We start from the raw sequence: 12582 nt of genomic DNA, 5'->3' as shown, positions 1-12582 counted from the left end.
ATCTAGGGTCGGCGACCATGGAGCCCGACTTCACCCTCGCCGACCTGCCCGCCGACCGGGTCCACGCCGTGGTGGCGCTCTGCCGGCGCGCCCTGGACCTGCCCGAGGACGCCGGCGAGGCGGACGCCGTGGTGGACACCCTCTGGACCCGGGCCGCGGCCGACCGGACGGTGGTCGCCTCCGGGGCGTACGCGGGGGACGAGCTGGTCGGGGTGCTGATCGGGTCGCTCTCGGCGCGGGACCCGCGGGTCGGGCACGTGGACCTGCTGGCGGTGGACCCGGCCCGGCGGCGCCGGAGCGTCGGGCGGGCGCTGCTGGCCGGGGCGGAGCGGCGGCTCGCCGAGCTCGGCGCGGCCGAGGTGCTGCTCGCCGGCAACCCGCCGTACTACGCCTGGCCCGGTATCGACGTGCGGTACACCCCGGCGGTCTGCCTCGCCATGGCGCTCGGCTACCGACAGGAGAGCACGGCGTGGAACATGACCGCCGACCTGTCGTACGACGGATCGCCGGCACTGCGCACGACGGAGCCGGCGGAGCGGCGGCTGGCCGGTCAGGGGGTGGTGGTCCGCCGGGCGGAGCCGGCGGACCTGCCGGCGCTGGCGGAGTTCGCCCGGTCCACCTTCGGCGGCCTCTGGCACGCCGAGCTGGCCGGCTCGGTGGGCCGGGAGGGCGCCGGCTGCCACCTGGCGGAGCGGGACGGGGAGCTGCTCGGCTTCGCCGCCTGGGGGTCGTCGCGGCCGAGCTGGTTCGGGCCGATGGGCACGGCGCCCACGGCCGAGGGATCGGGCATCGGCGGGGTGCTGCTACGCCGCTGCCTGGCCGACCAGCGGGACGCCGGGGTCGCCGCGGCGCAGATCGGCTGGGTGGGGCCGGTGCCGTTCTACTCGGGCAGCGCGGGCGCGCGGATCGAGCGGGTCTTCTTCCTGTACCGCCGAACGCTCTGACCTATCGACGGCGGGCAAATGGTACATAGACCCGGATAACGCCATTTGCCCGCACGGATGATCGATGCCCCCTACCGTTTCGGTAGAGGAGGCGGCCATGACCACGGACGACGAGCAGACCGAACGGCCCGCCGCGGTGCCGTTCGACCGGCGGGACTACGGCGACGCCGAGCAGCTGGCGGAGATGTCCGGAGCCGACGAACCAGACGCCGACGAACCGGTGACCGTGGTCGACGAGCCGGTCCCGGTCCGCCCGCCGTACGACCGGGCGGCGAAACGACGCAACCAACGCCCGCTGCCCCGGTAGACGCGGAAAGGGGCGGACCGCTCGCGCGGCCCGCCCCTTCCGGCGTACTGGTGGAACTGGACTCAGAAGTCCATGTCCCCGCCACCCGGGCCAGCCGGGGCGGCCGGGGTCTTCTCCGGCTTGTCCGCCACGACGGCCTCGGTGGTGAGGAAGAGCGCCGCGATCGACGAGGCGTTCTGCAGCGCCGAGCGGGTCACCTTGGCCGGGTCGATGATGCCCGCGGCCAGCAGGTCGACGTACTCGCCGTTGGCGGCGTTGAGGCCGTAACCCGCTTCGAGGTTACGGACCTTCTCCACCACGACGCCGCCCTCGAGGCCGGCGTTCACGGCGATCTGCCGCAGCGGGGCGTCCAGCGCGACCTTGACGATGTTGGCACCGGTCGCCTCGTCGCCGACCAGGTCCAGCTTGTCGAAGGCGGTCTTGCCGGCCTGCACCAGCGCGACGCCACCACCCGGGACGATGCCCTCCTCGACGGCGGCCTTCGCGTTGCGGACGGCGTCCTCGATGCGGTGCTTGCGCTCCTTGAGCTCGACCTCGGTGGCCGCGCCGACCTTGATCACCGCGACGCCGCCGGCCAGCTTGGCCAGCCGCTCCTGCAGCTTCTCGCGGTCGTAGTCGGAGTCGCTCTTGTCGATCTCGGCCCGGATCTGGTTGACCCGGCCCTGGATCTGCTCGGCGTCGCCGGCACCGTCGACGATGGTGGTCTCGTCCTTGGTCACCACGACCTTGCGGGCGCGGCCCAGCATGTCGAGGCCGACGGCGTCCAGCTTGAGGCCGACCTCCTCGCTGATGACCTGGCCACCGGTGAGGATGGCGATGTCGGCCAGCATGGCCTTGCGGCGGTCACCGAAGCCCGGCGCCTTGACGGCGACCGACTTGAAGGTGCCCCGGACCTTGTTGACGACCAGGGTGGCCAGGGCCTCGCCCTCGATGTCCTCGGAGATGATCAGCAGCGGCTTGCCCGACTGCATGACCTTCTCCAGGATCGGGAGCAGGTCCTTGACCGACGAGATCTTGCTGTTGACGATCAGGAGGTAGGGGTCGTCGAAGACGGCCTCCATGCGCTCCGGGTCGGTCATGAAGTACGCGGAGATGTAGCCCTTGTCGAAGCGCATACCCTCGGTGAGCTCAAGCTCCAGGCCGAAGGTGTTGCTCTCCTCGACGGTGATGACGCCTTCCTTGCCGACCTTGTCCATCGCCTCGGCGATGATCTCGCCGACGGTGCTGTCACCGGCCGAGATGGAGGCGGTGGAGGCGATCTGCTCCTTGGTCTCCACGTCCTTGGCGAGCTTGGACAGCTCCTCCGAGACGCTGGCCACGGCGGCCTCGATGCCCCGCTTCAGGGCCATCGGGTTGGCGCCGGCGGCCACGTTGCGCAGGCCCTCGCGAACCAGGGCCTGGGCCAGGACGGTCGCCGTCGTCGTGCCGTCACCGGCAACGTCGTCGGTCTTCTTGGCGACCTCCTTGACCAGCTCAGCGCCGATCTTCTCGTACGGGTCCTCGAGCTCGATCTCCTTGGCGATGCTCACACCATCGTTGGTGATGGTGGGGGCACCCCACTTCTTCTCGAGCACGACGTTGCGGCCCTTGGGGCCGAGGGTCACCTTTACGGCGTCGGCGAGCTGGTTCATGCCCCGCTCGAGGCCGCGGCGCGCCTCTTCGTCGAACGCGATCATCTTGGCCATACGGCGTTGTCCTCCTGGACACTCACGGGCCACCCGAGTGTGAGTCCCGGATGGGCCGCCTGGTGTACGCACCTTGGGACGTCGCCACCTGGCGACGACGACGTCCTTCGGCCGGGCCGGATAGCCCGCGACGACCGGCCATGTGCCCCACCGGCGTCTCCAACGCCGCTGGAACCTTGGCCCCACCGTCCCGACCATTGGCACTCACGGTATGCGAGTGCCAATGACTTGTTTAGCACTCTCACCTGCCGAGTGCAAGCACGATGGGGCCGGTCAGCCGAGTTCCGCGGCCAGTCGCGCGGCGTTCACCGGGGCCTCGTGGCCGCGCTGCTCGGCGTACGTGACCACCAGCCCGACCAGCTGCACCAGGTAGACCGGAACCACCACCACCGCGCTCAGCACGACCACCAGCACCGCGCCGACGGCCGAGCCGGGCGACGCCAGCGGATCGGTGCCGAACGGCAGGGTGCCGAACGACTCCAGCACCCCGCCGACCGCGCTGCCCAGGATCACCGCCACCGCGACCAGCGCGACCCGGCCGAGCACCATGCCGAGCCGGTCGTGGAAGAAGCGGAAGGACCGACCGATCGGGGACTCCCGTTCGAAGAGGTAGACCGGGCCGGTCAGGGCGAGCGCGAAGGCCAGGTAGACGCCGGGCAGCAGGCAGAAGCAGAACCCGACCGTGATCAGCACGGTGACCGCCAGGGTCCAGCCCCACAGCCCGAGCGCCCGGCGCAGGCCGTAGCGGAGCGCGCCGGCCAGGTCGGCCGGCTCGCCCGCCGCCTGCCGGGCGACCACCCAGGTGCCGCCGGCCCAGCCGAGGCTCTGCACGAAGCCGACGAGCAGGACGGCGACCAGCACCGCGCCGCCGAAGACGGCGACGTCGGTCAGGTAGCCGTCGGGCAGCGAGCCGTCGGCGGCCACAGACTCGTCGGACGGGCCCAGGCCGAGGGAGAGCAGCGAGAAGACCGCGCCGGGAACCGCCTGGGTGAGCAGCATCAGCGGCAGCAGGATCCGCCAGCCCCGCCGCAGCGCACCGGTGCAGCGCGCGAACCAGCCGTTGACTCCGGCGTACGGCGGGTTGACCAGCGGGTCGTTCGGGTCGTGACCGGTCGCGGCCGGCCAGCCGTAGGGCTGCTGACCCGGCGGGAAGCCGGCGTACGGGCCGGCCCCGGGCGGGAAGCCGCCGGTCGGCGGGAAGACCCAACCCTGCGGCTGCGGCCAGGGCTGGCCGGGATAGGGCTGGCCGGGATAGGGCTGGCCGGGATAGGGCTGGCCGGACGGGAAGGCGCCGGTCGGTGGCTCGCCGGGGACCGGTTGGCCGGGTGCGGCCCACGGGTTGTGGGGATCCGGCGGACCCGGCGGGGACTGGTCGGACATGGAGCCTCCTCAGCGATGACGCCTGGAACGGCTCATGATCTTCCCTGGCGGCGGCGGGCGGCGCTGCCCCGTGTCGGGGGCCGGCATGCGGCGCGGGTCAGGCGATGACGCGGACCCGCTCGGCCTGCGGCCCCTTCTGGCCCTGGGCGACGTCGAACTCCACCCGCTGACCGTCGTCCAGCGCCTTGTAGCCGTCCATCTCGATGGCGGAGAAGTGGACGAAGACGTCCTGGCCGCCGTCGACGGCGATGAAGCCGTAACCCTTTTCCGCGTTGAACCACTTCACAGTGCCCTGTGCCACGGTGCACTTCCTCACTCTGCACGGCGTTCCGGCACCGACGGGGACGGCACCGGAGGACCACCGTTCCGGCGATCGGCGACGACCGCTGAATCGGGTGACCGAAATCGCACGCTACACGAGGAGTGACGACGCCGCACGACCACAAATCGGTACATTCTGGCGCTCCGTGCACCGTTCGAGCCATCGGCCGCCGTCGTTGCGGTATGCATGCGGACATGACATCTGTCCCGGCCCCACCGGACGCCCGGACGGCCAGCGTCCGCCGGGTCCGTCCGCAGGACGCCGCCCTGATGCGCGCGCTGCGGCTGGAGATGCTGGCCGACGCGCCGCTCGCCTTCCTGGAGACGGTCGCTCAGGCCGCCGCCCGCCCGCACGCGGAGTACGCGGCCCGCATCGCCCAGGTCGCCGAGGGCGGCCGGACCGCCCAGTTCGTCGCCGACCCCGGCGGCCGGTTGGTCGGGCACGCGGGGGGCACGGTGACCCCGGACGAACCGGGGCTGACCGTCGTCTACGCCGTCTACGTGACCCCGTCCTGGCGCGGCAGCGGGCTGCTCGGCACGCTGATCGACGCCGTCGGCGCCTGGTCACGCGCCTGCGGCCGCCCCGAGCTGATGCTCGAGGTCGTGGTCGGCAACGACCGGGCGTACCGCGCCTACCAGAAGCTCGGCTTCACCGACACCGGGGTACGCGTCCCGCACCCCACCGTGCCGGCCATGCGCGAACTCCAGATGCGCCGCCCCGCCTGATTGATCTCACCACCGGATCGACCTGAGCCGCCCCGTCGCGGCGCACCCCGCCGGGGTTTCCGGGGCAGGCCTGCCCCGGAAACCCCGACAGCAACCTCAGGCGTGCCGGCGGCTCTGCACGATCCGGAACCGGTTCGCCACGTACGCGCCGTCGGTGAGCGCGGCGTTGGCGGCCGGGTTGGCGCCGCTGCCGTGGAAGTCCGAGAACGCCGCCGACTGGTTCACGAAGACGCCACCGGTCAGGTTGCAGGACAGGTGCACGCCCACCTCGACCGCGGCGGCCTCGACGGCGTCGAGCACCGCCTCGTCCGTGGAGTAGACCCCAGCGGTCAGCGCGCCCTTCTCCCCGACCGTGGAGCGCATGATCTCCAGGCTGTGCGCGGTGGAGTCGGTGGCGATGGCGAACGAGATCGGCCCGAACCACTCCTTGCCGTAGGTCGTGGTGTCGTCCGCCGCCAGCTTCACGATGGTCGGCGTCCGCACCACCGCGCCGGGCAGCGCCGGGTGCGCGACGGTACGCGACTCCAGCACCGGTTCGCCGACCTTGGTGACCTCGTCGAGGCGCTCCAGCACCCCGTCGTTGACGATCGCGCCGGTCAGCTCGACGCCCCGGGCCGGGTCCGCGGTGAGCTTGCCGACCGCGGCGGCGATCCCGCCGGCCACCTCGTCGAAGCTCTTGTGGCCCTGGTCGGTCTCGATGCCGCCGGCGGGGATGAGGATGTTCTGCGAGGTGGTGCACATCTGGCCGCTGTAGAGGGTCAGCGTGAAGCCGAGGTTGCGGCACATCCCGGCGAAGTCGTCGGTGGAGTCGATGACGACGGTGTTCAGGCCGGCCTTCTCGGTGTAGACCGACGCCTGCCGGGCGTTCTCCTCCAGCCAGTCGCCGTACTCGGTGGAGCCGGTGAAGTCGACGATCTTCACGGCCGGGTGCAGGGCCAGCGTCGAGGCGAGCTTCTCCCCCGACGCCTCGGAGGCGAGCAGCACCAGGTTCGGGTCGAAGCCGGCCTCGGCCAGCACCTCCCGGGCGTACTTCACGGTGATCGCCAGCGGCAGCACCGCGCGCGGGTGCGGCTTCACGATTACCGGGTTGCCGGTGACCAGCGAGGCGAACAGGCCGGGGTACGAGTTCCAGGTCGGGAAGGTGTTGCAGCCGATCACCAGGGCGACCCCGCGGGGCACCACGTGGAACGTCTTCGTCATCCGCAGCGGGTCACCCTTGCCGGCGGCCTTCTCCCAGCCGGCCGTCCCCGGGTGCCGGGTCATCTCCGCGTACGCGTAGGCGACGGCCTCCAGCGCGCGGTCCAGCGCGTGCGCGCCGCCGGCCTGGAAGGCCATCACGAAGGCCTGGCCGCTGGTGAACTGCACCGCGTTGGCCAGCTCGAAGATGTGCTTGTGCAGCCGGTCCAGGATCTCCAGGCAGACCCCTGCTCGGGCCTGTGGGCCGGCGGCGCGCCAGGCCGGCAGCGCGACCGTGGCGGCGCCCACCAGCTGGTCGGCGGCGGCGTGCGGGTAGCGCACGTTCAGCTCCACGCCGAACGGGCTGGTCTCGGTGGCGACCGTGTCGCCGTCGCCCGGCTGGTCGAGCGGGAAGTCGCCGTTCAGGTACGCCTCGAACGCGGCCTTGCCGTCGGCGGCGGCGTTCTCGCCGTACACCCGGGGGCTGGGGGACTCGGGGTAGGCGGACCAGTACCCCCGCTCCGTGATCGCGGTCAGCGCACGGTTCAGGGTGTCGGCGTGCCTGTCGTACAGGGGGTGCGGGGTCTCCGTCATGCCCGCCATCATGCAACAGCCGCGAAGAAGGTCGTAAGGGTCGATCCGTTCGTCGACCGTTGCCCGGGATGTCGGATCGGTGACGGCCCGGGCACCGATGCGGCTCTCCGAGTGGATTGACCCGACCAGGGAGGGGTAACCGCGCGGCCGGCGACAGGAGAGGACGGCGGCGGGTGCGAACCACCGAGATCCGGGTGCACGGGGTCGCCGACAAGGGCCCGGAGGCCGTGCTGGACCGGCCGATCGTGAGCCGGGTGGCGGGTGACCGCGACGCCGGCTTCTACCGGGTCCGCCCCGGCTTCGGGGATCCGGACGGTCCGGGCGGGAGCACGCTCGAGGCGTACCGCTGGAGCGGGCTCACCGGCGGCACCGCCACCCGTACCTTCTCGCTGGTTCTGCTCCTGCCCTTCATGCTGGCGAACATCGCCATCTGGATGCTGCCGCCGGGCTGCCGCGCCACCCCGGTCGGCCGGGCGCTGTGCCGACTGCTCTCGGCGACCGTGACCGCGATGTACGTCCTGTCGACGGTGGGCGTGGCCCTGGACCTGATCGCCTGGCAGTGCGCGGCGTACCCGCGCTGCCTCGAGGGCCGCCGGGAGATCTCGTGGCTCGGCGGGGTGCCGCCCGGGCAGCGCCTGGCCCTGCTCTCGCTGCTGCCGCTGCTCGCCGTAGCCCTGGTCTGGCGGCTGAGCGGCCGCACCTGGCAGCTGCCGGAGGACACGTCGTCAGTGCCGCAGGGCATCGGCGCGGATCGCCTGGACACCCCGGCCTTCTGGGACAACCGGGCCGTGCTGAGCCGGTTGCGGTCGCTGCACGTCGCGGTCGCCCTGACCACGATCGACCTCGCATTGCTCCTCGTCCTCGTCCCGCACGACCGGTCGCCCGCCGGGTACGCGCTGCTCGCCGCGGTCAGCGCCGTGCTCGCGGCCAGCATGGCGGCGCTCTGCCTGCCGCGGCTCGACCGACGCGGCGTGGCCCGCCGGGCCCGCACGGTGACCGGCCAGCTCCGCTGGGGCAGCATCGCGCTGACCGGCCTCACCGTCGGGTACGCGGCCGCCCCCCGCCCGCCCTGGTCCGCCGAGGGCGGCATGCCCGGGTACGACGTGCTGGTGGCCGGAGTGTTCGCCGGCCAGATGGCGCTGCTCCTGGCCCTCGGCGGCGTCATCCTGCTCCAGCGACACGGGTGGCGGGACGGGGTGCTGCTGCGCGGTCTCGGCGCGCCGGTCATCGTCTCCGCCGCCATCGGCCTGGCCGTGGCCTACTCGTCGGCGCTGAGCTACGGCATCGCCGAGTACCTGGACCGCGGCTCCAGCCCGACTCCGGCCCGGCCGCTGCCACCCGGGGCGCCGCCGCTCTCCCCACCGGTCGCCTACCGCTGGTCCACCCTCGGCTTCTCGGCGGCGCTGGTGGTGATGGCTGTGGTGGCCCTGCTCGGCAGCCGGTACCACCGGTCCCGGCGGCGACGGGTGGCCGATGAGGCCGTCCGGCGGGACTTCCCCGAGGCGTCCGGGGTGCCCCGGGAGCGGGTACGCGCCGTCCGCGACGTGGTGGCCCGGGCAATGCTCGCCGACCGGCTCGGCCCGCTGCTGCCGGCCGGCTACGCCGTGCTGGCGGTGTTCACCCTCGGCGCGGCCGGGCTGGCGGTGCTGCACCAGGGGCCGGGGGCGGTGGCCGCACGGCTCGGCGGGCCGTCCCTGGCCCGGCCAGTGATCTTCGTGACGGACCTGGGCGGTCTGCTCATCGGCCTGTTCGTGCTCTTCGTCGCCGGGGCCGGACTGTTCGCCTACCGGTCGGGCGCCGTCCGGCTGGTCGGTGTGCTCTGGGAGCTGGCGACGTTCTGGCCCCGCGCGGCGCACCCCTTCGGCGCCCCGTGCTACGCCGAGCGCGCGGTGCCGGACCTGACCCGCCGGATCGTCCGCCTGACCGCCGACGGTGGTGTGGTGCTCTCCGGGCAGAGCCACGGCAGCGTGCTGGCCGTCGCGACGGTCCTGCAACTCCCCGCCGCCTACCGGGAGCGGGTCGCGCTGCTGACCTACGCCACCCCGCTCGGCCGGCTCTACGCCCGGGCCTTCCCGAGGTACTTCAGCCCGGCGGTGCTGCGCGTGGTGGGCGACGGGCTCGACTGGCGGTGGATCAACCTGTGGCGGCTCACCGACCCGATCGGCGGGTACGCCTTCGGCCCGGATCCGGGCGACCCCGACGACCCCGCCGGCCGGGTCGACCGGCGGGTACGCGACCCGACGGGCCTGTCCATCCCGCCCGGCGACACCGTCCCGCCGCCGATCCGCGGACACCGGTTCACCCCGGACGACGACTTCTACCGGGCCGTCCGGGAGCTGGCCGACCGGCTGGCCCGGTAGCCGGCCGAGTCAGAGCGTCAGCTGCCAGTCGGTCCAGGCGTCCACCGGGCGGAAGCCGAGCCGCTCGTTGATCTCGATCATGTGGGCGTTCTCTGCCGCGTTCCAGGTGTCGACGGCGGACAGCTCCGGCTCGTGCGCTCGCGCGTACCGGAGATTCTCGATCTTGGCGATCAGGCCGAGGCGGCGCCCTCGGTGCGCCGGGTCGACGATGGTGATCTGCTGAAACGCGTGCCACGGGCTGCTCGGGGTGACGTCCAGCAGGGTCCAGGCGACCAGCCGGCCGGAGGCCTCGTGCAGCAGGCCGTGGTGGTAGCGGCGCCGGCCCCGGGCGTCCAGCGCGCGTTCGGTGGCCCGGACCCGCTCGGCGTCGATCTTCTCCGGCTCCCACTCCACGTCGCCGAGGGGCGCGTCCGTCATGAGCCGGCCGTCGAGGTAGGCCACGTCTGCCAGGTACTCCTCGGGGGCGTGCTGCCGCCAGCGCACCGGGCGGTAGCCGATGGCCCGGGGGCGGGCCTCGGCCAGCATGGCGTCGAGGCCGGGCAGGTCGAGCCGGGTGACGTCGAGCCGCCGGCGCACCTCGACCAGCGCGGGGCGCGCCCCGACGGCGGTGGCGAAGGCGGCGCCGGCGGCGGGCCGGGCCGGTCCACCCGGCAGCGCCGACATCGCCATCCCGAGCACCCGCTTGCGCCCCAGGTCACGCAGCAGCCGGAGGCCGTGCTCGTGCAGGGCCCGGCCGACCCCCTGCCGCCGGCATGCCGGGTGCACCACGAGGTCGGCGGTGGCGTTGTCGGTGTTGTCGAGTTGCGGCAGGTCGAGGCAGAGATAGCCAGCCGGCACGCCGTTCAGCCGGGCCAGCACCCAGCGCGGAGCGTTGCCCGGCATCGGGTGACGGATCGACGCCTCGAAGCGCTGCCGGCACAGCGGCGGAAAGTCGGGGACGTCCGCTTCGTTGGCCGCCGCGCCGATCCGGTACGCCTCGTCGACCGCGGCCTGGTCGGCCGGATCGATCGGCGTTATCTCGATGCCCATGCCGGCGAGCCTGCCCCGGGAACGGCGACGGGGCCAGCGGTTTTCCGCTGGCCCCGTCCGAGGTTGGTCGGGAGGGACGACCGCACAACGCCTCCGGCGTTGGGTCGTAAGAACTTCAAAAGTCTCCGGCGGAACGCCCTCCCGCACGGAGCATCTTGCGCCGTCCGGTTCCTGTCGTCAAGTCCTTGTCGGCGGGTTTTCCGCACTCACAGCGAAATGCCAGTTACCCGGCGGATCGGCCCGGTCCCCCTTCCGGGCGATTCGCCCCTCCCCCACCCGGCCACCCGTCCGGTCGGCCCGGAACGACGCGCGGGCCGACCGGGCAGGGGTCAGGAGAGGAGACCGGCGTCGCGGGCGGCGCGCAGGGAGGGCTTGATCCGGTGGGTCGGGCCGACCTGACCGGCGACCGCGTCGATGGTCTTGAGCCCCTCGCCGGTGTTGAAGACGACCGTCTCCGCCGCCGGGTCGAGCCGGCCGGACTCGACCAGCTTGCGCAGCACCGCCACGGTCACCCCGCCGGCGGTCTCCGCGAACACCCCGGTGGTACGCGCCAGCAACCGGATGCCCGCCCGGATCTCGTCGTCGTCGACGTACTCCATCCAACCGCCGGTACGGCGGACGGCCTCCAGGGCGTAGAGGCCGGCGGCCGGGTCGCCGATGTTGAGGGACTTGGCGATGCCGGTGGGCTTGACCGGGGTGATGGTGTCGCTCTCGGCGTGCAGGGCGGTGGCGATCGGGTTGCAGCCGGCCGACTGGGCCCCGAAGACCTTCCAACCCCCGGCCGGCGCCGCGACCAGCCCGATCTCGACCAGCTCGGAGAACGCCTTGTCGATCTTGGTGAGCAGCTCGCCGGAGGCCATCGGGATGACCACCTGGGCCGGGATCCGCCAGCCGAGCTGCTCGGCCACCTCGTACCCCAGGGTCTTGGAACCCTCGGCGTAGAACGGCCGGACGTTCACGTTGACGAACGCGGTGTCCTCGAACTCGTCGGTCTCCACCAGCTCGCCGCAGAGCCGGTTCACGTCGTCGTACGAGCCGTCGATGGCGACCAGCTCGCCGCCGTAGACGGCGGTGGTGATCACCTTGCCCTGCTCCAGGTCACCCGGGATGAAGACCACCGAGGGGGTCCCGGCGCGGGCCGCGTGGGCGGCGACCGAGTTGGCCAGGTTGCCGGTGGAGGCGCAGGCGAAGCGGGTGAAGCCGAGCGCCCTGGCGGCGGTGAGCGCCACCGAGACCACCCGGTCCTTGAACGAGTGGGTCGGGTTGGCACTGTCGTCCTTGACCCAGAGCGGCGCGGTGATGCCCAGCTCGGCGGCGAGCTGCGGGGCGGCGACCAGCGGAGTCAGCCCCGGGTCCAGGGTGACCCGGGTCGCCGGGTCCTGGCCGGCGGGGAGCAGGGCCGCGTACCGCCAGATGTTCTGCGGGCCGGCCTCGATCTGCTCGCGGGTCACCGCGGCGAGCGCGGCGGCGTCGTACTCGACCTCCAGCGGGCCGAAGCACTCGTAACAGGCGTGCTGGGCGGCGAGGGGGTAGGAAGCGGAACAGGCGCGGCAGACCAGGGCGCGGGCGGGGCTGGCGGTGGTGTCGATGCCGGCGGCGGGAAGCGTCGACGTCATGTCGAGAGTCCTCTCATCTTTCCCCGCACCGCACGGTGCGGCGGGGACGGAATTGGCACCTGCCCCGACGTCGACTCCGGGTCGAGTCGTACGGGGTGGTTGCCGGGGCGTCGTCGGGCCGTATCCCTCAGCCCCTCTGGATGAGGTATGCAGTTGTGCCGCCGAGTCTACGGCGACCCACCCCGCCAGCCCTCCCCGTATCCCACCCACTGAACCACCCCTCCCACCCGGCAAGATCCGCCCCTTTCCCGGAAAGAGTGGCCTCCACGTCGCGGGGGGCCACTCTTTCCGGGAAAGTGCGCAGCTCGAGAGGGCGGCGCGGGGCGGGTCAGGGGGCGGTGGTGGCGATCGGGTGGACCACCGCGAGGGGGTCGGTGACGGCCGCCGGGGCGCGACCGGGGGTGGGGCGGGCGGGGGTGGCCGGGGGGGGGCGGGTGTGCAGGT

General features: G+C 72.9%; 10 protein-coding genes and 1 riboswitch. Of the genes, 4 read left to right on the top strand and 6 right to left on the bottom strand.

Annotated elements, in window-relative coordinates; genetic code table 11:
* Positions 1-17: 17 nt before the first annotated feature.
* The gene (locus tag AC5RWQ_RS29380; RefSeq protein WP_494285851.1) at positions 18-944 is read left to right on the top strand and encodes a GNAT family N-acetyltransferase; all 927 of its coding nucleotides are present in this window, start codon (positions 18-20) and stop codon (positions 942-944) included.
* 97 nt (positions 945-1041) lie between these two features.
* Positions 1042-1251: a hypothetical protein gene (locus tag AC5RWQ_RS29375; RefSeq protein ID WP_334486844.1), complete on the top strand. Its 210-nt coding sequence runs from the start codon at positions 1042-1044 to the stop codon at positions 1249-1251.
* 62 nt (positions 1252-1313) lie between these two features.
* Here the strand turns inward: AC5RWQ_RS29375 and groL are convergent, their stop codons facing one another.
* From groL to AC5RWQ_RS29360, 3 genes are all read right to left on the bottom strand, one after another.
* The gene (gene groL / locus AC5RWQ_RS29370; RefSeq protein ID WP_334486841.1) at positions 1314-2936 is read right to left on the bottom strand and encodes a chaperonin GroEL; all 1623 of its coding nucleotides are present in this window, start codon (positions 2934-2936) and stop codon (positions 1314-1316) included.
* Between the two features lie 273 nt (positions 2937-3209).
* Positions 3210-4316 carry a hypothetical protein gene (locus tag AC5RWQ_RS29365; RefSeq protein ID WP_494285850.1) on the bottom strand — a complete coding sequence of 369 codons (1107 nt, stop codon included), beginning with the start codon at positions 4314-4316 and terminating at the stop codon, positions 3210-3212.
* Between the two features lie 97 nt (positions 4317-4413).
* Entirely contained in the window at positions 4414-4617 is a 204-nt protein-coding gene (locus tag AC5RWQ_RS29360; protein ID WP_334486837.1) for a cold-shock protein, read from the bottom strand.
* Positions 4618-4832: 215 nt separating this feature from the next.
* On the opposite strand from AC5RWQ_RS29360, the gene AC5RWQ_RS29355 reads away from it, so the two are divergent.
* Complete coding sequence (locus tag AC5RWQ_RS29355; RefSeq protein ID WP_494285849.1) at positions 4833-5363, top strand: GNAT family N-acetyltransferase; 531 nt, start codon at positions 4833-4835, stop codon at positions 5361-5363.
* A 96-nt stretch (positions 5364-5459) separates the two neighbouring features.
* Here the strand turns inward: AC5RWQ_RS29355 and paaN are convergent, their stop codons facing one another.
* Positions 5460-7133 (bottom strand): phenylacetic acid degradation protein PaaN, encoded by a 1674-nt coding sequence (gene paaN, locus AC5RWQ_RS29350; RefSeq protein WP_494285848.1) that lies wholly within the window; start codon positions 7131-7133, stop codon positions 5460-5462.
* A 173-nt stretch (positions 7134-7306) separates the two neighbouring features.
* On the opposite strand from paaN, the gene AC5RWQ_RS29345 reads away from it, so the two are divergent.
* Positions 7307-9493, top strand: coding sequence for a hypothetical protein (locus tag AC5RWQ_RS29345; RefSeq protein WP_494285847.1), 2187 nt, complete (start codon positions 7307-7309; stop codon positions 9491-9493).
* A 9-nt stretch (positions 9494-9502) separates the two neighbouring features.
* Here the strand turns inward: AC5RWQ_RS29345 and AC5RWQ_RS29340 are convergent, their stop codons facing one another.
* Positions 9503-10522 carry a GNAT family N-acetyltransferase gene (locus tag AC5RWQ_RS29340; protein ID WP_494285846.1) on the bottom strand — a complete coding sequence of 340 codons (1020 nt, stop codon included), beginning with the start codon at positions 10520-10522 and terminating at the stop codon, positions 9503-9505.
* Positions 10523-10851: 329 nt separating this feature from the next.
* Complete coding sequence (gene thrC, locus AC5RWQ_RS29335; RefSeq protein WP_494285845.1) at positions 10852-12138, bottom strand: threonine synthase; 1287 nt, start codon at positions 12136-12138, stop codon at positions 10852-10854.
* A 10-nt stretch (positions 12139-12148) separates the two neighbouring features.
* Positions 12149-12285, bottom strand: a riboswitch (SAM riboswitch).
* Between the last annotated feature and the right edge of the window lie 297 nt (positions 12286-12582).

The sequence above is a fragment of the Micromonospora sp. BS32 genome, from assembly GCF_059089345.1.
The sequence above is the reverse complement of the archived record's forward strand: the minus strand, read 5'-3'. Positions and strand labels throughout refer to the sequence as shown.

Coding starts and splice junctions, on each gene's coding strand:
- AC5RWQ_RS29355 (WP_494285849.1), top strand. CDS start 4,833: ATGACATCTGTCCCGGCCCCACCGGACGCCCGGACGGCCAGCGTCCGC.
- thrC (WP_494285845.1), bottom strand. CDS start 12,138: ATGACGTCGACGCTTCCCGCCGCCGGCATCGACACCACCGCCAGCCCC.
- AC5RWQ_RS29340 (WP_494285846.1), bottom strand. CDS start 10,522: ATGGGCATCGAGATAACGCCGATCGATCCGGCCGACCAGGCCGCGGTC.
- AC5RWQ_RS29380 (WP_494285851.1), top strand. CDS start 18: ATGGAGCCCGACTTCACCCTCGCCGACCTGCCCGCCGACCGGGTCCAC.
- groL (WP_334486841.1), bottom strand. CDS start 2,936: ATGGCCAAGATGATCGCGTTCGACGAAGAGGCGCGCCGCGGCCTCGAG.
- AC5RWQ_RS29375 (WP_334486844.1), top strand. CDS start 1,042: ATGACCACGGACGACGAGCAGACCGAACGGCCCGCCGCGGTGCCGTTC.
- AC5RWQ_RS29365 (WP_494285850.1), bottom strand. CDS start 4,316: ATGTCCGACCAGTCCCCGCCGGGTCCGCCGGATCCCCACAACCCGTGG.
- paaN (WP_494285848.1), bottom strand. CDS start 7,133: ATGACGGAGACCCCGCACCCCCTGTACGACAGGCACGCCGACACCCTG.